Here is a 20339-nt window from a genome sequence, read left to right on the forward strand (position 1 = left end):
ACGCCGAGGGGGAACGTCCTCCTCGGAACACGAAGGGGGAGAACATGAGCAAGTTCCTGACCGAGGTGGGCGCGCGCATCCTGACGGTGGCGCGGGAGGACGACGGGATGTCGACGGCCGAGTACGCCATCGGAACCATCGCGGCGGCGGCGTTCGGTGCCGTGCTCTACACGGTGGTGACGGGCGACAGCATCGTGACCGCGCTGACGTCGATCATCGACAAGGCTCTGCAGACACAGGTCTGACGGGGGACTCGGGTCTCACGGGCGACAGCGGGGCGGTGACGGTCGAGGCGGCGCTGGCGATCTCGTCGATCGTCGCCGTCCTGGTGTTGTGCCTCGGTGCGCTGGTCACCGTCACCGAGCACATCCGGTGCATCGACGCGGCGCGGGAGGGTGCCCGGCTCTCGGCGCTCGGAGACGAGAGCGCGGTGACGTCGGCGACGGTGGTGGCCCCGCCCGGTGCGCGGGTGACGGTGACGCGCGTCGGCGATCTGGTGACGGTGCGGGTGGAGTCGTCGTCGCCGCTGCCCGGGTTGACGGTGTCGGCGAGTGCGGTGGCGACGGCGGAGCCGACGGATGGATGACCGCGGCTCGGCGACCGTGGTGGGGGCGTTCGTCACGGCGGCGCTGGTGGTGGTGACCGCGGCGGTGGTCTCGGTGGGTGCCGCCGTCTCGGCCCGTCATCAGGCGCAGTCGGCGGCGGACCTCGCTGCACTGGCGGGTGCCGCCGCACTGACGTCGGGGTCCGAGGCGGGGTGCGCGGCGGCGACGGCGTCGGCTGCCCGGATGGATGCGGTGCTGGACGGATGCGCGGTGGAGGAGTGGGACGTGCAGGTCCGGGTGCGAGTGCGGATCGCGCTGCTGCGCTTCGGGGAGAGGGACGCGGTGGCCTCTGCGCGGGCGGGGCCGGTGGAGGAGTGATCGTGGACCAGCACCTCGGTATGTCGGTCAGCGCGACTCGGCGAGCCTGCGTACTTCCGGTGCGACGGGGCGGCCGAACAGTAGGTCAGCAGTCCGACACTCTTCGGCCGCAACTGGTGCCTCGGTGATCGTGGACTATCGACCCCGGATTCCGGGGTCTGGATTCCACGATCGCGCCAGCAGGAGCACGCCCATGCCGATGGTCCACACGTTCAGGGTGTCGAGGGCGAGCCGCTCGGTGACACCCGAGCCCAGTCCCCATTTCCCGGGGCTGAGGAAGGCGATGCCGCCCACCACGGCGATCGCACTGCAGGCGTAGGTGAATCGCGAGGCGACTCGACCGACGGATCGTGCGACACACAGCATTCCGGCGAGCTGCAGGCCGAAGTGCACCTGCGCCGCGACGGTGTGGGGGACCGGTGCGACGTCCATCGGGAGGAACCCGACGGCGCACGTCGCGAGACCGGAGAGCGCCACGAGGATCCACCCCGTCCGTGCGATGCCCACGGAGGGACGTACCAGGAGCGCCGCGCCCGCTGCGGTGGCGCCGCCCACGGCCACGAACGTCGCGTTCATGACGACGTGATCGGGCGAGCAGTAGTCGGTGCACGTCGCCGCACCGAGGGCGCTGATGACGTCGTCACGCCAGCTGTACGGGGTGGTCCAGGAACGCGAGACGATCACCTGCATCGGCCAGTAGAGGACTGTGGCGATCCACAAGGAGGCGACGCTCCGACGCAGGGTCATGACACGACGGTAGACACCGGCGTCGTGACCGGCGCATCATGAGGTGAGTCACACGTGTGACGTGCGGTAACGCGCAACCGGGTTATCGCAGGCCGAGCATCGGGGGAATCGGAATGTCGAGAGTGGCGGACGTCAAGGACGAGGCACGATCGCGGCTGCGGTGGTTCGCGGTGCACGGAGTGGTGCGCTTCTTCGCCACACGCGGCATCAAGATCGGTGACCCGCAGGCAAAGCTCATCGCCGATCCGGTGACTCGCGCGAACCCCGGTGTCGTCTACCAGGAGATTCGCGACCGGGGAAAGATCGTCAAGGGCCGCGTCGCCTACCTCACCGTCGACCACGGGCTGATCTTCGACCTCCTGCGCTCGGACGACTACCGCACCGTCGTCGTGGGCGGCAATCTCCCGAAGCCGCTGCGGGCGATCGAGCGTCGCACCCGAACCGCCGCTCTGCACCCGCTGGCGCCGCCGTCGCTGCTGTCGGTCGAGCCGCCCTCGCACACCCGCTACCGCAAGCTGGTGTCGTCGGTGTTCACCGCGCGCGCCGTCAACGCGATGCGCGACAACGTGCAGCAGGTGGCCGACACGCTTCTCGACGAACTCGTGGCCGCGGGCGGCGGCACGGTCGACATCGTGTCGTCGTACTGCGCCAAGCTTCCGGTCGCCGTCATCGGTGACATCCTCGGCGTGCCGGAGGCGGACCGCGACAAGGTGCTCGAGTTCGGCGAACTCGCGGCGCCCAGTCTCGACGTCGGTCTGACGTGGTCGCAGTTCCGCGAGGTCGAGCAGGGCCTCGAGGGCTTCGACCGGTGGCTCGCCACCCACATCGCGGGATTGCGCGACAACCCGGGCGACGATCTGATGAGTCAGCTCATCGCGGCGTCCGAGGACGGGGTGTACCTGAACGATCGGGAACTCCGCGCCACCGCGGGTCTGGTGTTGGCGGCAGGGTTCGAGACGACGGTCAACCTGCTCGGCAGCGGCATCAATCTGCTGATGAACAACCCCGACCAGCTCGCGCGACTGCAGGACGATCCGTCGCTGTGGGGAACGGCCGTCGACGAGATGCTGCGGCTCGAGTCGCCGGTGCAGATGACGGCCCGCGTCGCGAAGGGTTCCGTCACCCTCGAAGGCATGGACCTCGAGGCCGGCGATCTGGTGGTGTGCGTCCTCGCGGCCGGTAATCGGGACCCGCAGGTCTTCGACGACGCCGACACCTTCGACGTCGGTCGGTCCAACGCCAACAAGCACCTGTCGTTCTCGGGTGGGCGCCACTACTGCCTCGGCGCCGCACTCGCGCGCGCGGAGAGCGAGGTGGGACTGCGCACGCTGTTCGACCGCTTCCCGCATCTGTCGTCCGCCGGCACCGGCGTCAAGCGGGACACCCGTGTGCTGCACGGGTTCCGCACGCTACCGGTGGCGCTCGGCGAACCGGCCACCGTGTCTGCCTAACTCTCCAGACAGGCGAGGACGGCGTCGAGCACGCGCACGGCGCCGTCCTTGTCCAACGGATCGTTTCCGTTGCCGCACTTGGGTGACTGCACGCAGGACGGGCACCCCGAGACACACTCGCACGACGCGATGGCCTCGCGGGTCGCGGAGAGCCAGGTGCCGATGACGGCGTGGCCGCGGTCGGCGAATCCGGCGCCACCGTCGTACCCGTCGTAGACGAAGACCGTCGGCAGACCGGTGTCGGCGTGCAGTGCCGTCGACACGCCGCCGATGTCCCATCGGTCGCATGTCGCGACGAGGGGCAGCAGACCGATGGCCGCGTGCTCCGCCGCGTGGAGCGACCCGGGGACACGTTCGGCGGTCACGCCGGCGGACTCGAGCAACTCCGGCGTGATCGTGTACATGACTGCGCGCGTGTGGAGTTCCTGCATCGGCATGTCGAGTTCCACGGAGTCGAGGATCTCTCCGGACGGCAGTCTGCGGAGGTATCCGACCACCTGGTGGCTCACCTGGACCTGCACCAGCGCGACGTCGACCTCCCCGTACGACTGCTGTTCGTGCACGTCCTCGATCACGATGTCGGTGATCTCGCGCGCCGAGGTGGTCCACTCGGGCTCCTCGGGGTGCACCACCGCGAGGCCTTCCTCGAAGTCGAGCGTGTCCACGACGAACGACTCGCCCTGATGGATGTGGACAGCGCCGGGGTGGGTCGTCGAGGGCGCGCGGCCGGCGTCGACGGTGCCGAGCATGCGTCCGGTGGAGCCGTCGACGATCGCGATCTGCGACCCGATACCGCCCCGGATGTCCACCGCCGCATGGGGGGTCGCGTCCGCGGTGATGTACCACCCGTGCGGCCGACGGCGGAGCAGACCCCGGTCCGCGAGGGACTGCGCGACGTCCTGAGCGCCGAGCTCGATCACCTCGTCGTCGGTCAGCGGGAGTTCCATGGCCGCGCAGAGCAGCTGTGGCCCCAGCACGTAGGGGTTGGTGGGATCGGTGACCGTCGCCTCGATGGGCTTGTCCAGCAACGCGGCCGGATGGTGCACGAGGTACGTGTCGAGCGGGTCGTCCCGGCCCACCAGGATCACCAGCGACCCCTGGCCGCGGCGACCGGAGCGGCCGGCCTGCTGCCAGAACGACGCGACCGTCCCCGGGAAGCCGGCAACGACGACGGCGTCGAGCCCCGCGATGTCGACGCCGAGCTCGAGTGCGTTGGTGGTGGCCACGCCGAGCAGGGTGCCGTCGGACAGCGACCGCTCGAGTTCGCGGCGGTCGTCGGCGAGGTATCCGGCCCGGTATGCCGCGATGCGCTGCGGCAGATCGGGATCGACGTCCGCGAGCAACCGCGCGGTACCCAGTGCCGTCAGCTCCGCGCCGCGTCGGGAACGGACGAACGTCAGTGTTCGGGCGCCCTCGACGACGAGGTCGGCCATGATGCGTGCGGCCTCGGAACCGGCGGCGCGCCGGATCGGCGCCCCGTTCTCACCCGTGACGTCCAGAAGCGGTGGCTCCCAGAGGGCGACGGTCCGGGGACCGTGGGGAGATCCGTCCTCGGTGATCTCCTCGCACGGTGCACCGACCAGGCGACTGGCCGCAGCCCCGGGATTCGACGCGGTGGCGCTGGCGAGAACGACGACGGGCGCGGCGCCGTAGCGCGCGGCGATGCGCCGGAGTCGTCGCAGGATCAGGGCGACGTTGGAGCCGAACACCCCTCGATACGAATGACATTCGTCAACGACGACGTACGCCAGGTTGCGGAAGAAGTGCGCCCACCGCTGATGGCCCTTGAGCAGCGAGATGTGCAGCATGTCGGGGTTGGTGAAGATCCACCGTGAGTTCGCCCGGGCCCACTGGCGCACCTCGAGGGGTGTGTCGCCGTCGTACGCACTCGGAGCGATGTCCGGGAAGCCCCGCGCGGCGAGCGAGTCCGTCATGTCCACTGCAGCCCGAAGCTGGTCTGCCCCCAGCGCCTTGGTGGGCGCGAGGTAGAGCGCGGTGGCGCGCGCGTCGGTCGACAGACGGGACAGCACGGGCATCCGGTACGCCAGCGACTTGCCCGATGCCGTGCCCGTCGAGACCACCACGTTGCGGCCCGACCACGCGAGCGACGCGGCCTCTGCCTGGTGGGTCCACGGCTGCGGGATCCCGCAGTCCTGGAAGACCTCGACGACCGCGGGCTCGAGCCACTGCGGCCATGCGGCGTACCGGGACTCACGTCCCGGCAGCTCCGCCGCGTGGGTCAGCGGAGACTCTCCCGGCGGCGTTCCCGCCAGCGCTCGTCCGAGCAGCATTCCGCCGAACGAGGAGGCCGGTGCGTCGGTCGTCGTGCTCACTGTCTCTCACTCCCTCGGTGCTCGTGTCGATCGTAGAAGAACGGGCGGACAGAGCCCGCGAGGATATTTACGAAGTTGTTGTCTCGTCGACTGTCGCGCCGCCGTCCGACGTGGTTCACTGTTCTCGGTCGCAGCTTCTGTGTTCGTTTTCACGCTCGCAGGATCTAATGTTGCGAGCGCGGTGCGTGAAGCTCTGCCCACGGGGTGACTCTTGGGGGGGATCATCACAGCGGTCGGAACCGGCCCGATGGACTGTAAGTGCCGTTCATCGCATCCGGTGTTCAAGAAAAGGATAGACAAGCATGGCACAGGGAACTGTGAAGTGGTTCAACGCCGAAAAGGGCTTCGGCTTCATCGCACCCGAGGACGGCTCCGCTGACGTCTTCGTCCACTACTCCGAGATCCAGGGCAGCGGCTTCCGCACCCTCGAGGAGAACCAGCGCGTGGAGTTCGAGGTCGGACAGGGCACCAAGGGCCCCCAGGCCACGGGCGTCCGCGCCGTCTGATCTCGATCGGACAGTCTCTACCGACACGTCCCCCGTCGCCTTCCGAGGTGGCGGGGGACGTCTCGTTTCCGTGACACTGCGTCGCGGACACCACGCCGGCGGGGCGTTCGTGGCTTACTGTCGCGATCGTGAGCCAGTTGTCCTTCTTCTCCGCCGAGTCGACGCCGCCCGACGCGGCCGACCTCGCCGGGCTGCTGGCTGCGCAGGGTCAGCCCGTGATCGTGTCCGGGCGCACGCGCATCTCCGTCGTCGTCGACGCCACCTGGCGTGCCCACGCGGTGGCCGACCTGATCGAGTCGTGCGGCTTCGACGCCGAGATCACGACGACCGACGAGGGACGGCCACTGGTCCGGACCGAGCCGGTGCCCGAGCTGGCGTCGCTCGCCGCGGAGTGGGTCCGGGGAGCGGTGAAGGCGGTGCCCGGGGGTTGGGTGCCCGGACCGCGCGCCCTGCGGGCCTGGGTGGTCGCGGCGGGACGGCAGGAGGCAGGCGGCGCCCGGTTCGTCCTCGGACTCGATCCGCACGCCCCCGACACGCATCCGGTGCTCGCCCAGTCGTTGATGCGCGCCGGTGTGGCGCCGACTCTGGTGGGAACCCACGGAGGGACGCCGGCACTCCGGATCACCGGTCGACGTCGGGTGACCAGGCTCATCGAGAACATCGGCGAGCCGCCACCGGGCGCTCTCGCCGCGGGCGGGTGGCCCGTCCTCGTGTAGAGGAAGAGGGGGACTCGGACGGAGGTCACCGATGGTCGATGGGCCGCGGTGTCACATACGAGTTGCACGTGTGTGTCACTCTGTAGTGTGTCGGCTTCGAACGGTTCGGGGTATCGACGCAGGTGAACGGGTTCCCTCTCGCGGGGACCAGGAAGGTTCGGCAGCAGGTGGCAGCAGGAGACAGCACGGGGAACTCGTCGTCCGGCGCGTCCGGGCTTCGGCGTCTCGTGATCGTCGAGTCACCCACCAAGGCCAAGAAGATCGCGCCTTATCTGGGCAAGAACTACGTGGTCGAGGCCTCGGTCGGGCACATCCGAGATCTCCCGCGTGGTGCTGCAGACGTTCCGGCCAAGTACAAGGGCGAGTCCTGGGCTCGTCTCGGTGTCGACGTGGACCACGACTTCGAGGCTCTCTACGTCGTCAGCCCGGAGAAGAAGGGCAAGGTCGCCGAGCTCAAGAGCCTGCTCAAGGACGCCGACGAGCTCTACCTCGCCACCGACCCCGACCGCGAGGGCGAGGCCATCGCGTGGCATCTCCTCGAGACGCTCAAGCCGAAGATTCCGGTTCGACGGATGGTCTTCCACGAGATCACCGAGCCGGCCATCCTCGCCGCCGCCGCCGACACCCGCGAACTGGACACCGACCTCGTCGACGCCCAGGAGACGCGCCGCATCCTCGACCGCCTGTACGGCTACGAGGTCTCGCCGGTGCTGTGGAAGAAGGTCATGCCGAAGCTGTCGGCGGGCCGCGTCCAGTCGGTGGCCACACGTGTCATCGTGCAGCGCGAACGTGAGCGCATGGCGTTCCGATCAGCCGAGTACTGGGACATCTCGGCGCAGCTCGACGCCGGCGCCGAGGCGACGCCGCGGGCGTTCGGTGCGCGCCTGGTCAACGTCGACGGCTCTCGTGTCGCGTCGGGACGCGACTTCGGTGCCGACGGCAAACTCAAGTCCGAGGGCGTCACCGTTCTCGACGAGGCGCGCGCACGCCGGTTGTCCGAGGCTCTGGACGGAGTCGATCTGACCGTCGCGTCGGTCGAGTCCAAGCCGTACACGCGTCGTCCGTACCCGCCGTTCATGACCTCGACCCTGCAGCAGGAGGCCGGGCGCAAACTCCGCATGTCCTCTGAGCGCACCATGCGTATCGCACAGCGGTTGTACGAGAACGGCTACATCACCTACATGCGTACCGACTCGACGAACCTGTCGGCGTCGGCGATCGATGCCGCACGTCGTCAGGCCACCGAGCTGTACGGCCCCGAGTACGTGCACGACACCCCGCGGCAGTACACCCGCAAGGTGAAGAACGCGCAGGAGGCGCACGAGGCCATCCGCCCCGCCGGTGACTCCTTCGCGACGCCGGGCCAACTGCACAGCTCGCTGGACACCGACGAGTTCCGCCTCTACGAACTCATCTGGCAGCGCACGGTCGCATCCCAGATGGCGGATGCGCGCGGAACCACTTTGTCGCTGCGAATCTTGGGCACCGCGGGTACCGGTGAGGACTGCACCTTCGCCGCGTCGGGACGCACCATCACGTTCGCCGGCTTCCTCAAGGCTTACGTCGAGAGTGTCGACGACCAGGCCGGGGGACAGTCCGACGACGCCGAGTCCCGGTTGCCGGTTCTCGAGCAGGGGCAGGCGGTCACGGCCACCGGTCTCGATCCCGACGGTCACACCACCAACCCGCCGGCCCGCTTCACCGAGGCGTCGCTCATCAAGACGCTCGAGGAACTCGGCATCGGTCGCCCGTCGACGTACTCGTCGATCATCAAGACCATCCTCGACCGCGGATACGTCTACAAGCGCGGCAGCGCCCTGGTGCCCTCGTGGGTGGCGTTCTCCGTGATCGCGTTGTTGGAGGCGCACTTCGGCCGGTTGGTCGACTTCGACTTCACCGCAGGCATGGAGGACGACCTCGACGCCATCGCCGGTGGCCGCGAACGACGTGGAGACTGGTTGTCCGCCTTCTACTTCGGCGGTGAGAACGGCACGGAGGGGTCGGTCGCACGGTCCGGCGGACTGAAGAAGATGGTCGGCCAGAACCTCGAGGACATCGACGCCCGCGTCATCAACTCGATCCACCTGTTCGACGACTCCGAAGGTCGCGACGTACACGTCCGCGTCGGTCGCTACGGCCCGTACCTCGAACGGATGGTGCAGAACCCGGACGATCCCGACGGGGATCCGATCTCGCAGCGCGCCAACCTGCCCGACGACCTTCCGCCGGACGAGCTGACGCTCGAGTTCGCCGAGAAGCTGTTCGCGACTCCGCAGGAGGGTCGCAAGCTCGGTGTCGACCCGCTGTCGGGTCACGAGATCGTCGCCAAGGAAGGACGATTCGGGCCGTACGTCACCGAGGTCATCCCTGAGGAGCCCGAGCCCACCCCGGACATCGTTCCGGTGGAACAGCATTCGTCCGACGGGGGCGGCGGCACCGCCGTGGCCACCAAGGCGGCGAAGAAGGCTCCCGCCAAGAAGGCCGCGAAGAAAGCGACCGCACCGAAGCCGCGAACGGGTTCGTTGCTCAAGTCGATGGATCTCGCGACGGTCACGTTGGACGACGCGCTGAAGCTGCTGTCGTTGCCGCGCGTGGTGGGCGTCGATCCCGAGAGCAAGGAAGAGATCACGGCTCAGAACGGGCGCTACGGTCCCTACCTCAAGAAGGGCACCGATTCCCGCTCGCTGGCCACCGAGGACCAGATCTTCACCGTCTCCCTCGAGGAGGCTCTGAAGATCTACTCCGAGCCCAAGCGGCGCGGACGTCAGGGTGCGGCCACGCCGCCGCTGCGCGAACTCGGTGTGGACACTGTCAGTGGTCAGCCGATGGTGATCAAGGACGGCCGCTTCGGTCCGTACGTCACCGACGGTGAGGCCAACGCCAGCCTGCGCAAGGGCGACGAGGTGGGCACCATCACCGACGAGCGGGCCATGGAACTCCTCGCGGATCGTCGCGCTCGCGGGCCCGTGAAGAAGAAGGCCACCAAGAAGGCGCCGGCGAAGAAGGCTCCCGCCAAGAAGGCGGCAGCGAAGAAGACGCCGGCCAAGAAGGCTCCCGCGAAGAAGGCGGCCGCCAAGAAGACCGCTGCGAAGAAGACGCCGCCCGCCGAGTCCTGAGGACCGCACCTGTCCGCGATTGCCCTTAGCTTTCTCCTCACACACGAGGAGAGGGGCACATCATGGCGGGGACGTACACATCCGTGGGGCCGTCGGTCGACGTCACGGGCGAGAAGCTCGATCTGGTCACCATCCTGGCCGATCAGCGCGGGATGCTCGCGATCACGGCGCGGGGGATCACCGATGAGCAGGCGCGTCGGCGCACGACCGTCAGTGAGTTCACGCTCGCCTCGCTGATCGCGCACGTCGCGTCGGTGATCCGCGGGAACGTGACCATGCTCGAGGAGCGCGACGAGACTTCGACCGTCGACTTCTCGGGATCGGGCGAGCCCGAGGTGCCCGAGTCGATCGAACAGGTGCTGGCCGAACTCGACTCCGCCGGCCGCGCGCTGGAGCAGTGCATCGCCGCGCTCGGCAACCTCGACGACCTGATCCCGCAACCCACCGCACCGTGGGCGCCGGAGCGCATCTGGTGGACGGCGCGGCGCGTACTGCTGCACCTGTTGCGCGAGATCGCCCACCACAGCGGGCACGCCGACATCCTCCGCGAGGCTCTGGACGGGCAGTCGACGATGGGTGTGGTGGCGGGTGACATGGGGTTGGAGTTCTAGGCGCGATTGCCGTCCTGGACGCGCACCTCCCCGCAGTTCGCGACCGTCCCGTGCCTGCGCGTACTGCCGAGGGCTGCGCGTCCTTCTGCTGCTGTGAGCGCTGCGCGGAGACGATCGGCGAGAGCCGACGTCGCCAGGTCGTTCCACGTCCACCGTTCGATCCGCCACTCCAGTGAGCGCAACCGGTCCTCGCGCAGTTTCTCGGCGATCACCACATCCGCTGCATCCCCGTACTCGCGGTACTTCGCAAGCCCGTCGAACTCGCCGATCACTCCGTCGAACAGGAAGTCCGGCCGTCCCACGAAGCGTCCGCGCTCGTCGAGGACGTCGCATTGGAGCGCAGGAGCGGGGAGGCCGTGCCGGTGCAGGTAGACCCGGCTCCGAGACTCACCCACGCTCTCGGCGCCACCGTCCATGAAGGCGATGGCCCGCCGCGCCCTGTCGATCCCGCGACGACCGTGCGCTCGGGCCAGCGTCGCAGCCAGATCGTCCGCCGATGTTCGGCGCAGAGCAGCATCGCCGGAGTAGACCGAGGACTCGAACGGCCGACTACAGGCGAGGTCGACCACTGTTCTGGCGAGCGAGGTGACACGCACTCCGTCGACCGTCGTCACGTCGTCCGGGTGCAGTGGCGATGCGTGCACGACGCGCGACGTGCCGGCCCGACCACCGCCGGATCGATTCGCCGTCAGGTGTGCTCGACGATCGATGTCGGGCCACAGGTCGATGCCGTGGACCAGCGCTGCCGAGCTGTGGCTCACCACCAGATCGCTGTCGGAGGAGAGGACGGCGGCGCGTAGCTCGAGCAGTCGGCGGGTGCGGTCGTCGGACAGGTCGGTCGTCGCCGGATCGACGTAGACGCCGCGGCGCACGGGAACGATCGAACCGGACCGGACAGCAGCGCGGACCTCACCGTCGGACACGCCGCGTCGTCGGAGATCGACTCGGGGGATCAGAGACATGTATCGGAGGGTGCGCGATCCGGCCGTCGAGTCGTCGGCCGTGATCCACAGGCTGGGGATGGAGAACGTACGCGCACCTCTCGGCAGTTCGCGACGGTCCAGGGCCTGCGCGAACTGCTGCGAGATGCGGGGTCGAGCCCACCCCTGGAGCGGTACTCTCACTCTCGAACCACTGACCTACTTCGGGAGTACTGATGGCCGGCGGACTCGTAGCCCTGCTCGACGACGTGGCAGCGCTTGCCAGGCTGGCGGCGGCGTCGATCGACGACGTCGGTGCCGCGACCGGCAAGGCGACGGCCAAGGCTGCCGGTGTGGTCATCGACGACACCGCCGTGACGCCGCAGTACGTGCGCGGCCTCGCCGCCGAACGTGAGCTCCCCATCGTGCGGCGCATCGCCCTCGGGTCGCTCCGTAACAAGCTGCTCATCATCCTGCCGATCGCGCTGCTGCTGAGCCAGTTCCTGCCGTGGCTGCTGACGCCGATCCTCATGGTCGGCGGTGCCTACCTCAGTTACGAAGCGATGCACAAGATCTGGGGCGCCATCTCCGGACACGGCGCTCACGATCACGAGGAGGACGGACCTCGCGACGAGGACGCTGTCGTCGCCGGAGCTGTGCGCACCGACCTCATCCTGTCCGCCGAGATCATGGTCATCGCGCTCGACACCATCGCCGCCGAGGGTTTCTGGAGCCGACTGATCATCCTGGCCGTCGTCGCCGTGGTGATCACCGTCCTCGTCTACGGCGTTGTCGGTCTCATCGTGAAGATGGACGACATCGGTCTCCGGTTGGCCGACACCTCGTCGGGCATCGCGCAGACCGTCGGGCGCGGCCTGGTCAAGGGCATGCCCAAGGTCATGGCGGTGCTGTCCGTGGTGGGCACCGCGGCGATGCTGTGGGTCGGTGGCCACATCCTGCTCAACGGCATCGACGAGCTGGGGTTCCACCCGATCTACGAGTTCGTCCACCACATGGAGGACGCGGTCCACGACGTCGCCGGTATCGGGGGTGTGCTGGCCTGGATCGTCAACACGCTGGCATCCGCGCTGATCGGTCTCGTCGTCGGCTCCATCGTCGTGGCCGTGATGACCGGGGTGTCCTCGTTGCTGGCCAAGCGTCGCGGTGGGGCTGTCGCACAGGAGCACTAAGCTCTCCTCCCATGGCGCGAGTGTTCGAACGGCTGGTCGGTCAGCACGAGGTGGTCGCCGAGCTGTCCGACGCGGCGGCGGCTGCGCGTGAGGGTGACATCGGTTCCCGCATGACGCATTCGTGGTTGTTCACCGGGCCTCCCGGGTCCGGCCGCTCCATCGCCGCTGTCTGCTTCGCGGCTGCGCTGCAGTGCACGGATCCGGACGTCATCGGGTGCGGCCACTGCCACGCCTGCACCACCACCATGCACGGCACCCACGGCGACGTGCGCCGCATCGTGCCGCAGGGCCTCAGCATCTCGGTCAAGGAGATGCGCGAGGTGGTGCAGATGGCAGCGCGTCGCCCCACCACGGGGACGTGGCAGATCGTGGTCATCGAGGACGCGGACAGGCTGGGTGAGCGCGCCTACAACGCGCTCCTCAAGGCGGTCGAGGAGCCGCCGGCCCGCACCATCTTCCTGCTCTGCGCACCGTCCGTGGATCCGGAGGACATCGCCGTCACCATCCGCTCGCGCTGTCGGCACGTGGCTCTGGTGACGCCCAAGCCCGACGACATCGCACGCGTACTGCGGGAGAACGACGGCCTGGACGAGAAGACCGCCGCGTGGGCCGCCTCGGTGGGCGGCGGACACGTGGGCCGCGCGCGCCGCTTGGCGACGGACCCCGAGGCACGCGAGCGACGGCAGCGGGCACTGGGCATCGCCAAGGCGGCGCTCCGCCCCGCCACCCAGTACGCGGTGGTCGAAGAACTGGTGAAGGCCGCCGAGTCCGACGCGGTGCAGATCAACGCCGACCGCGACGAGCGGGAGACCGACGAACTGCGGACGTCACTCGGCGCCGGCGGCACCGGCAAGGGTGCAGCGGGCGCGCTGCGCGGATCCGCCGGCGTGCTCAAGGAATTGGAACAGCGGCAGAAGTCGAGGCGCACTCGTACCGGTCGAGACTCGCTGGACCGGGCACTCATCGACCTCGCCGGGCTGTACCGCGACGCTCTCGCACAGTCGTACGGCGCCTCGTCGACGATGACGCACCCCGACATGGAGGACCAGGCCCGTGGCCTCGCCTCGGTGTCGACTCCCGAGTCTTTGCTGCAGTGCATCGAGGCGATCCTCCGGTGCCGCGAAGCGCTGGAGATGAACGTCAAGCCCAAGTTCGCGGTCGACGCGATGGTCGCCACACTGGGCGCGGCGGCCCGCTGACCCCCGTTTTGAGTTCGGGCGGGGGGACCGGTTAAACTTGCGATGGCTCCTCAGGGAGCCACGCCGCCTTAGCTCAGTCGGTAGAGCATTTCACTCGTAATGAAAAGGTCAAGAGTTCGATTCTCTTAGGCGGCTCCACACAGTTCAGAAAAAGCGGCCTCGCGATACGCGTGGCCGCTTTTCTGGTCTCTGATCCCCTGTCCTAGCCGTTGACATCCATCTCTGCGGGAGCCTGTCGCACCGAGAACAGATTGCCGAACGGATCGAGCATCTGGCACAGACGTTCACCGGTGAAGACCGTCTTGGGTCCCCGGTGCGCAACCGCTCCGTGGGCTGTCCAGTCCGCGACGATCGCATCCACGTCGGTCACGGTCCAGTAGGCGGAGACTCCGGCCGGCCCCGACGAGTTGTAGTCGTCGTTCTCGTGCAGCGTGAGCCGCACCCCGTCGATGTCGAAGGCCACCAGTGCCCCGCCCCGTTGAATCGGTGTGCGACCCAGCCGGGCGGAGTACCACTCGACTGCGGCCTCGAGATCGTCGACGAAGTAGAAGACGTTGCCGACGGGCCCGAGGGCGAGGGGGGTGGTCATCGGGCGAGGAAGTCGAGAATGTCTGCGTCCAGGGCCTTCTGGTAGTCGCCGTAGATGCCGTGCGGTGCGCCCGGGTACACCTTCAACGTGCCGTCCCGGACGAGGTCGATGGACTTCAGGGCCGCCGCCGCGATGGGGACGATCTGGTCGTCGTCACCCTGGGCGATGAAGATCGGGACCGTCAGCGCCTTCAGATCCTCGGTGAAGTCGGTCTCGGAGAACGCTCTCACGCAGTCGTAGGCGGCAGCGAGGTTGACGTGGTCACGGCGGCGTGAGGACCGAATCCACTGCATGCTGGAGAATGGCGGTCGCTCGGTGCAGCGTGGCGGGATCGGTGGGCATCGCCCGGTCCCAGAACAGGCCGTCGAGAACCGTGTTGAGGAACGCGGCGTTCAGCGACTGATCACCCTGTGGCGCTGCACCTTCGGCGGCGAGAATGTCGAGCCACTGCTCGACTCTCCGTTGCGCTTCCTCGGCGAAGGACGCGTAGGCGGCTCGGATGTCTGCGGTGGGTTCGGGTACTGCGAACGCCTCGACGGTGCTGATCAACGCGCGCCGCGCCTGCGCACCGACGGCAGGCACCAGGACCTGCTCGAGGCAGCGCACGAGGCGATCCCGAGCCGGTATCGATCGGTCGTGGATGACGTCGGCGTCCGGTGTCACCACGTCGTAGATCGTGGCGAGAACGGCCTCGCGCAGTGCGCGCTGGGTGGGGAAGTGATGACGGAGAGAACCCATGCTCACTCCGGCGCGCGCGGCGACCGATCGCACGCTGAGTGTCGACGCCGGGTCCTCACCGATCATCTCGCAGGCAGCGATGAGTATCCGCGCCCGCGTGTCCGGGCCGGGTTCCTCCGGTGTCGGCATCGCGTCCTCTCTGTTCCTCTGCGCTCGTTCCTGCTCTGAGCAGGACCGATCACGCGACCAGCACAATGTGCTAGCACGGTGTGCTAGCGTCGTCGCCATCGTTCGCGACAGTACAGCGTGCTAGTGGCACGGCCGGCGGAAGAGGAGCGAATCATGTTCGATCGAGTCAGGCGCCGCCGCGCGGCTCGTCGGGTGCGACCCGGCGACGGGCGAGCACTGCAGCCGTTCCGATGGTGGCAGTTGCTGGGACGTGCGCTGTTTCATCTCCCACCGTCGGGCCCCCATGAGCCGGAATGGTCCGTCGACATCAGGCACTGGCAGGACCAGGCCTCCGGTTCTGTCACGGCCGATCTGTACAGAGACGGTCTGTGCGAAGCACGGTCGGCACTGCCCGCCGCGTTCCCCGTCGAGGACGGCCGCATCGAGGTCGCGATGAGTGGTTTCGGTGTCAAGCGGTGCCATCTCGTCTCCGCTGACGGGAGCGAGCGGCAGCTGAGCCCCGACCCTCGCTCGGCCGAAGGGCGCCGGGCCCGATTCGACAGGCGGCACCCCGCGGCGAGTTCGGTCATCGGCGTCGTCTCGATCGCCCTCGTTCTCAGCGGAGTCCTGTCGCTCGCGGTGTATCTCGTCGAGACAGTGTCTCGAATTCCGCCGATCGCCGAGTCGGTCGGTGTCATCGCCGCACCGATCGATCTGCCGACGTGGTCGACGGTCGCCTCCACCGTCGGTGCCGCCGTGGGCAGCACGGAACGCGCTCTGCGACTGCGTTATCACTGGCTCGACGCCGCCGGTAACTGATCGGCCGTCGGCCACCCCCGCTACCGAATGGACATCCCGTGAACCGATACGACACGCGTACTGCTGCGGTGGCCGCGATCAGCCTCGTTCTCGTCGGCTGCTCGACGACCTCCACCGCGTCTCAGCCCGATACTGCAGTGCAGCAACCATATTCCATGCCCGACCTCGAGTGGGCCTCATGTCCCGACGACGTCGGTGACCCAGCGGAGGAACCGTCGCGCCTGCAGTGCGCGTCGGTGCCCGTGCCGATCGACTACGACGACCCCGACGCTGGACAGATCGACGTCATGATCTCTCGGCTGCCCTCCCAGAAGCCGGAGGAACGGCGAGGGGTGCTGTTGCTCAACCCGGGCGGCCCCGGTGGTACGGGGCTCGACCAACCGACGTTCCTGGTGAATCGGGGCATGCCGCAGTCCGTGCTGGACAGTTACGACCTCATCGGCATGGACACCCGTGGGGTGGGCCATTCCAGTCCCATCAGCTGCGGCTTCACCGACGACCTGCACTACTACGGCGCAGTCCCGCCGTACGCGTACGACCAGGCTGCCTTCGACGAGCAGGTTCGTACTGCGAGAGAAGTCGCGCGCCGGTGCGCCGCCGAGGACGACGGCCTGCTGCGCCACGTGAGCACCGCGAACATGGCGCGGGACCTCGACCGCGTCCGAGCTGCTCTCGGCGAGGACACCGCGAGCTTCCTCGGCTACTCCTACGGCTCGGCGCTGGGCGCGGCCTATGCGTCGATGTTCCCCGAGAGCACCGACCGAATCGTGTTGGACAGCAACATCGGTGACACCCATCTCGATCGAGCCGGGATGCGGCGCTATTCCCGAGGAATGGAAGACACCTTCCCGGATCTCGCCCGGTGGATGGCCGAGCGTCACGACCGATACGGTCTAGGTGCGACCGAGGACGAGGTGCGGGCGACGTACTTCGACATCGCCTCCAGGCTCGATGCCACGCCCGTGAACGGGGTCGACGGTCGCTCGTTCCGTCTGGCCACCTTCGTCACGCTGTACAACCCGGCGACGTACGAGACTGCGGCCGATGCGTGGGTCTCGTACCGGGACGGCCTCGCGGCGGGTCAGGGTGGGGACCTTCCGCAGGGGGCTCCGGTACCGTCGGCCGGCGACAACTCGTGGTCCGTCTTCCTGGCGGTCACCTGCAACGACGTCGAGTGGCCGCACGACGTGACCACGTACGAGAATGCCGTCGCCACCGACAGGGTCGACTACCCGCTGTTCGGCGCAGCGGCGGCGAACATCATGCCGTGCGCGTTCTGGGCCCATGCCCCGACCGAACCCCCGGTCTCCATCGACTCCGACGGACCGACGAACATCCTCATCGCGCAGCATCGACGTGATCCGGTCACGCCCTTGCGCGGCGGTGAACTGCTCGACGAGCGCTTCGGAGATCGTTCCCGGCTGCTCACCGTCGACGGCAGTGGGCACGGTGTCTTCGCGCTCGGAACCAATCCCTGCGCGCAGGAGGTGGTCACCGAGTATCTCGTCGGCGGCACCATGCCGGAGAAAGACGCCCAGTGTCCTCGGGCGACGCAGTGAGCACCGGCTGACGCCGTGACATCTGTCATGACCGGTCGATGACAGTGTCACCGTATCCGGTGCACGCAGGCACTGGCAGCGGTCGGTCAGCTCGACGACTCTGGTTGTCGATGAACACATTTGACCGGATCGACCGAGGCGCAAGGAGGGCGACATGACGAACCCGCCACACGACAGCACGCAGGACGCACCGACCACCGATGCCGGCGCGAGGGTGGTGGACAGTCTGGGTGGCACCAGCGGAATGCTCCGCACCGCGATACCGGTGATCGTGTTCGTCGTCGCCAACTCGATCTGGACGCTGCCGATCGCGATCGGCGCCGCGGTGCTCGTCGCACTGGGACTGACCGTCCATCGCGTCCGAGGTGGTGAGTCGATCGCCGGGGCGAGCGGCGGTCTCGTCGGCGTTCTCGCCGCCGGCGCCGTCGCGGCGATGAGTGGCAGTGCGAGCGGCTACTTCCTCCTCGGCATCTGGACCAGCCTGGTGGCCGGCGTCGTGGTACTCGCATCGGTGCTGATCCGCCGACCGGTGACCGGCCTGCTGTGGAACGCGCTGCACGGCAACCGATATGCCTGGCGACGGAACTCCTCGGTGCGCCGCGCCCACGACGTCGCCACTCTCACCTTCGCGGTGCTCTTCGGTGCCCGGTACCTCGTGCAGGACTGGCTGTACGACACCGACGCCACCGGCTGGCTCGCCGTCGCGAGAATCGCGATGGGTGCGCCGTTGTTCGCGGTCGCCGTGGTGGTCACCGTCTGGGCGTTCCGGCGTTCGACCACCCACTTCGTCCGTTGAGAGACACCACTGACAGACAGCTCGACACCCGCCCCACCAGAGGAGAGGACCTCCCATGACCACTGCACCCGATCTGATCGCGATCAACGACCTCTTCGGCCCGCCCGCCGCGGTCGGTGCCCGAATCTCTCCGGAAGGCAACAGAATCGCCTTCCTCGCACCGTGGAGGAACAGGCTCAACGTCTGGGTGCAGGACATCGCCCCGGATCTCTCCGCCGTGGGTGATGCACGATGCGTGAGCGCTGACGAGACCCGCAGCGTCATGAACTTCCAGTGGACCGACGACCCCCGGTGGCTGCTGTACCTGCAGGACAGCGGAGGCGACGAGAACCACCACGTGTTCCGTGTCGATCTCGACGATCCCCGCAGTCCCGCCGTCGATCTCACGCCGTTCCCCGGCGCTCGTGCGATCGAACTCCTGCCCGTGCACGGGAGTGCAGGCAGCTACACGGTGATGCTCAACGCGCGGAACCCTGCCGAGTTCGACCTCCACAGGATCGACGTCGCGACGGGTGAGATCACCGTGATCGGACGCAGCGCCGGGACGGACCGGTTGCTGATGCTCGCGGAGGACGACACGCTCGTCGAGCAGGAGATGACCGACGACGGCCACCTGCTCCTGTCCCGGGTCACCCCGTCGGGAACACGGAATCCGATCGCGTCGATCGACGCGACGGACTACCCGATCGGGATCACCCCGACTCAGATGACCCCGGACGGTACAGGCTTGTGGATGGGCTCGACCCGCGGCCGCGACCTGACGCACCTCGTGCGCCTCGACCTCGACACCGGCGAGGAGACCGTCGTCGACTCGCACCCGACGTTGGAACTCGACGCAGCCCGCCGCGCTGTCGAACAGACATCGTCGCCCTTGATCTGCGACGCCGAGACCGGCGGCCTGCTCGGGGTGCGATACCTGGGCGAGCGCCAGGAGATACGGGTCCTCGACGAGCGCTTCGGAGAGGTTTTGGCAGCACTCGAACTGCTCTCGGACGGCGATGTCGGCGCACTGTCCTCGGACCGGAGCGGACTGCGCTGGACCGTCAGTTTCGTGCACGATCGGGATCCCGCCGTCACCTATCTCTACGACCACACCACGGGTGCGAGCCGCCAGTTGTTCCGTCCGTATCCGCATCTCGAGCCGACCGCGATGGCGCCGATGGAACCGGTGACCATCGAGGCGCGCGACGGGCGTGCGCTGCCGTCCTTCCTGACGTTGCCTCTCGGCGTCGACCCGACCGCGCTGCCGATGGTGCTGTTCGTCCACGGCGGCCCATGGTATCGCGACTCGTGGGGTTTCGATCCCGCCGTGCAGATGCTCGCCAACCGCGGGTATGCGGTGCTGCAGGTCAACTTCCGCGGTTCCACCGGCTACGGGAAGGCTCACACCAACGCTGCGGTGGGGGAACTCGCGGGCGCGATGCACGACGACCTGGTCGATGCGGTGGAGTGGGCCGTACAGCAGGGGTACGCCGATCGTGAGCGCGTCGCGATCATGGGCGGCTCGTACGGCGGGTACGCCGCGTTGGTCGGCGCGACCTTCACCCCCGACGTGTTCACCGCGGCGGTCGATCTGGTCGGCATCTCGGACCTCGCCAACTTCATGAGGACACAACCGTCCTTTCTCCGGGCCAGCCTGGTCAACAACTGGTACCGGTTCGTCGGCGACCCGAGTGATCCGGAGCAGGAAGCGGACATGCTCGCGCGGTCCCCGATCAGCCGTCTCGACGCGTCCACGGCGCCCCTGCTCATCGCGCAGGGAGCCAACGACCCTCGTGTCACCAGAGCCGAGTCCGACAACGTCGTCGCCACCCTCCGCTCGTGTGGGGTCCACGTCGACTACCTCGTCTTCGACGACGAAGGACACGGGTTCGTCAACCCCGAGAACACCATCGCGTTCTACCGCGAGGTCGAGCGGTTCCTCGCCCAGCACCTGGGTGGGCGCGAGCATTCCGCGAGTCCCTCGTCCGTCCACGCACCGAGCGGGTCGCTGTCGTGAGCCGCAGAACGGCAGGAGT

The 20339-nt window shown here is 68.2% G+C and carries 19 protein-coding genes, 1 tRNA gene and 1 pseudogene; 15 read left to right on the forward strand and 6 right to left on the reverse strand.

Features of this window, described 5'->3' with window-relative positions; genetic code table 11:
* Positions 1-44: 44 nt before the first annotated feature.
* The 3 genes from HQ314_RS16355 to HQ314_RS16365 are packed head-to-tail and all read left to right on the forward strand — an operon-like array spanning position 45 to position 923.
* Positions 45-245 carry a DUF4244 domain-containing protein gene (locus HQ314_RS16355; RefSeq protein WP_222633341.1) on the forward strand — a complete coding sequence of 67 codons (201 nt, stop codon included), beginning with the start codon at positions 45-47 and terminating at the stop codon, positions 243-245.
* Between the two features lie 35 nt (positions 246-280).
* Positions 281-586: a TadE family type IV pilus minor pilin gene (locus tag HQ314_RS16360; RefSeq protein WP_222650615.1), complete on the forward strand. Its 306-nt coding sequence runs from the start codon at positions 281-283 to the stop codon at positions 584-586.
* Positions 579-923 carry an Rv3654c family TadE-like protein gene (locus HQ314_RS16365; protein WP_222650616.1) on the forward strand — a complete coding sequence of 115 codons (345 nt, stop codon included), beginning with the start codon at positions 579-581 and terminating at the stop codon, positions 921-923. Before HQ314_RS16360 ends, HQ314_RS16365 begins: the two co-directional genes overlap by 8 nt.
* A 135-nt stretch (positions 924-1058) precedes the next feature.
* On the opposite strand, the gene HQ314_RS16370 is transcribed toward HQ314_RS16365, so the two are convergent.
* Positions 1059-1670, reverse strand: a complete 612-nt coding sequence (locus HQ314_RS16370) for a DUF998 domain-containing protein (RefSeq protein ID WP_222650617.1) — start codon at positions 1668-1670, stop codon at positions 1059-1061.
* Positions 1671-1783: 113 nt separating this feature from the next.
* Between HQ314_RS16370 and HQ314_RS16375 the strand changes: the two genes are divergently transcribed.
* Complete coding sequence (locus HQ314_RS16375; protein WP_222650618.1) at positions 1784-3121, forward strand: cytochrome P450; 1338 nt, start codon at positions 1784-1786, stop codon at positions 3119-3121.
* Here HQ314_RS16375 and HQ314_RS16380 read toward each other — a convergent pair.
* A complete protein-coding gene (locus HQ314_RS16380; protein WP_222650822.1) occupies positions 3118-5412 on the reverse strand; it encodes a DEAD/DEAH box helicase in 2295 nt (764 codons plus the stop codon). The genes HQ314_RS16375 and HQ314_RS16380 overlap by 4 nt on opposite strands.
* Before the next feature lie 344 nt (positions 5413-5756).
* On the opposite strand from HQ314_RS16380, the gene HQ314_RS16385 reads away from it, so the two are divergent.
* The 4 genes from HQ314_RS16385 (at position 5757) to HQ314_RS16400 (ending at position 10403) form a co-directional block, all read left to right on the forward strand.
* Positions 5757-5960, forward strand: a complete 204-nt coding sequence (locus HQ314_RS16385) for a cold-shock protein (RefSeq protein WP_005248460.1) — start codon at positions 5757-5759, stop codon at positions 5958-5960.
* A gap of 128 nt (positions 5961-6088) precedes the next feature.
* Positions 6089-6676: a hypothetical protein gene (locus HQ314_RS16390; RefSeq protein WP_222638935.1), complete on the forward strand. Its 588-nt coding sequence runs from the start codon at positions 6089-6091 to the stop codon at positions 6674-6676.
* Positions 6677-6843: 167 nt separating this feature from the next.
* The gene (gene topA, locus HQ314_RS16395; protein ID WP_222650619.1) at positions 6844-9792 is read left to right on the forward strand and encodes a type I DNA topoisomerase; all 2949 of its coding nucleotides are present in this window, start codon (positions 6844-6846) and stop codon (positions 9790-9792) included.
* 62 nt (positions 9793-9854) lie between these two features.
* Positions 9855-10403 carry a DUF664 domain-containing protein gene (locus HQ314_RS16400; protein ID WP_222650620.1) on the forward strand — a complete coding sequence of 183 codons (549 nt, stop codon included), beginning with the start codon at positions 9855-9857 and terminating at the stop codon, positions 10401-10403.
* Here the strand turns inward: HQ314_RS16400 and HQ314_RS16405 are convergent.
* Positions 10400-11527: a type IV toxin-antitoxin system AbiEi family antitoxin domain-containing protein gene (locus tag HQ314_RS16405; RefSeq protein ID WP_222650621.1), complete on the reverse strand. Its 1128-nt coding sequence runs from the start codon at positions 11525-11527 to the stop codon at positions 10400-10402. The two genes, HQ314_RS16400 and HQ314_RS16405, sit on opposite strands and share 4 nt — an antisense overlap.
* 32 nt (positions 11528-11559) lie before the next feature.
* On the opposite strand from HQ314_RS16405, the gene HQ314_RS16410 reads away from it, so the two are divergent.
* The 3 genes from HQ314_RS16410 (at position 11560) to HQ314_RS16420 (ending at position 13850) form a co-directional block, all read left to right on the forward strand.
* Positions 11560-12513, forward strand: coding sequence for a DUF808 domain-containing protein (locus tag HQ314_RS16410; protein WP_222647574.1), 954 nt, complete (start codon positions 11560-11562; stop codon positions 12511-12513).
* A gap of 11 nt (positions 12514-12524) precedes the next feature.
* Positions 12525-13712 (forward strand): DNA polymerase III subunit delta', encoded by a 1188-nt coding sequence (locus tag HQ314_RS16415; RefSeq protein ID WP_222650622.1) that lies wholly within the window; start codon positions 12525-12527, stop codon positions 13710-13712.
* Between the two features lie 62 nt (positions 13713-13774).
* A tRNA-Thr gene (locus HQ314_RS16420) sits at positions 13775-13850 on the forward strand.
* Between the two features lie 64 nt (positions 13851-13914).
* Here the strand turns inward: HQ314_RS16420 and HQ314_RS16425 are convergent.
* From HQ314_RS16425 to HQ314_RS16435, 3 genes and pseudogenes are all read right to left on the reverse strand, one after another.
* Entirely contained in the window at positions 13915-14301 is a 387-nt protein-coding gene (locus tag HQ314_RS16425; RefSeq protein ID WP_222650623.1) for a VOC family protein, read from the reverse strand.
* Positions 14298-14558 (reverse strand): annotated as a pseudogene (locus HQ314_RS16430) (alpha/beta fold hydrolase); the annotation flags it as partial. The pseudogene HQ314_RS16430 and the gene HQ314_RS16425, both read right to left, overlap by 4 nt.
* 4 nt (positions 14559-14562) lie before the next feature.
* The gene (locus tag HQ314_RS16435) at positions 14563-15168 is read right to left on the reverse strand and encodes a TetR/AcrR family transcriptional regulator (protein WP_222633215.1); all 606 of its coding nucleotides are present in this window, start codon (positions 15166-15168) and stop codon (positions 14563-14565) included.
* Positions 15169-15321: 153 nt separating this feature from the next.
* On the opposite strand from HQ314_RS16435, the gene HQ314_RS16440 reads away from it, so the two are divergent.
* The 4 genes from HQ314_RS16440 to HQ314_RS16455 all read left to right on the forward strand — a co-directional run bounded on the left by HQ314_RS16440 (position 15322) and on the right by HQ314_RS16455 (position 20320).
* Positions 15322-15966 carry a hypothetical protein gene (locus HQ314_RS16440; protein WP_261781762.1) on the forward strand — a complete coding sequence of 215 codons (645 nt, stop codon included), beginning with the start codon at positions 15322-15324 and terminating at the stop codon, positions 15964-15966.
* Between the two features lie 38 nt (positions 15967-16004).
* Positions 16005-17525: an alpha/beta hydrolase gene (locus tag HQ314_RS16445; protein ID WP_222650624.1), complete on the forward strand. Its 1521-nt coding sequence runs from the start codon at positions 16005-16007 to the stop codon at positions 17523-17525.
* Between the two features lie 154 nt (positions 17526-17679).
* A complete protein-coding gene (locus HQ314_RS16450) occupies positions 17680-18321 on the forward strand; it encodes a DUF3159 domain-containing protein (RefSeq protein ID WP_222650625.1) in 642 nt (213 codons plus the stop codon).
* Between the two features lie 55 nt (positions 18322-18376).
* Entirely contained in the window at positions 18377-20320 is a 1944-nt protein-coding gene (locus HQ314_RS16455; RefSeq protein ID WP_222650626.1) for a S9 family peptidase, read from the forward strand.
* Positions 20321-20339: the final 19 nt, after the last annotated feature.

Source organism: Rhodococcus sp. BP-332, from assembly GCF_019836065.1.
Classification (GTDB): domain Bacteria; phylum Actinomycetota; class Actinomycetes; order Mycobacteriales; family Mycobacteriaceae; genus Rhodococcoides.

Excerpts from the sequence above, each read along its gene's own strand:
- HQ314_RS16355 (WP_222633341.1), top strand. The coding sequence starts at position 45 with ATGAGCAAGTTCCTGACCGAGGTGGGCGCGCGCATCCTGACGGTGGCG.
- HQ314_RS16365 (WP_222650616.1), top strand. The coding sequence starts at position 579 with ATGGATGACCGCGGCTCGGCGACCGTGGTGGGGGCGTTCGTCACGGCG.
- HQ314_RS16370 (WP_222650617.1), bottom strand. The coding sequence starts at position 1,670 with ATGACCCTGCGTCGGAGCGTCGCCTCCTTGTGGATCGCCACAGTCCTC.
- HQ314_RS16375 (WP_222650618.1), top strand. The coding sequence starts at position 1,784 with ATGTCGAGAGTGGCGGACGTCAAGGACGAGGCACGATCGCGGCTGCGG.
- HQ314_RS16380 (WP_222650822.1), bottom strand. The coding sequence starts at position 5,412 with ATGCTGCTCGGACGAGCGCTGGCGGGAACGCCGCCGGGAGAGTCTCCG.
- HQ314_RS16385 (WP_005248460.1), top strand. The coding sequence starts at position 5,757 with ATGGCACAGGGAACTGTGAAGTGGTTCAACGCCGAAAAGGGCTTCGGC.
- HQ314_RS16400 (WP_222650620.1), top strand. The coding sequence starts at position 9,855 with ATGGCGGGGACGTACACATCCGTGGGGCCGTCGGTCGACGTCACGGGC.
- HQ314_RS16410 (WP_222647574.1), top strand. The coding sequence starts at position 11,560 with ATGGCCGGCGGACTCGTAGCCCTGCTCGACGACGTGGCAGCGCTTGCC.
- HQ314_RS16415 (WP_222650622.1), top strand. The coding sequence starts at position 12,525 with ATGGCGCGAGTGTTCGAACGGCTGGTCGGTCAGCACGAGGTGGTCGCC.
- HQ314_RS16425 (WP_222650623.1), bottom strand. The coding sequence starts at position 14,301 with ATGACCACCCCCCTCGCCCTCGGGCCCGTCGGCAACGTCTTCTACTTC.
- HQ314_RS16435 (WP_222633215.1), bottom strand. The coding sequence starts at position 15,168 with ATGCCGACACCGGAGGAACCCGGCCCGGACACGCGGGCGCGGATACTC.
- HQ314_RS16440 (WP_261781762.1), top strand. The coding sequence starts at position 15,322 with ATGTTCGATCGAGTCAGGCGCCGCCGCGCGGCTCGTCGGGTGCGACCC.
- HQ314_RS16450 (WP_222650625.1), top strand. The coding sequence starts at position 17,680 with ATGACGAACCCGCCACACGACAGCACGCAGGACGCACCGACCACCGAT.
- HQ314_RS16455 (WP_222650626.1), top strand. The coding sequence starts at position 18,377 with ATGACCACTGCACCCGATCTGATCGCGATCAACGACCTCTTCGGCCCG.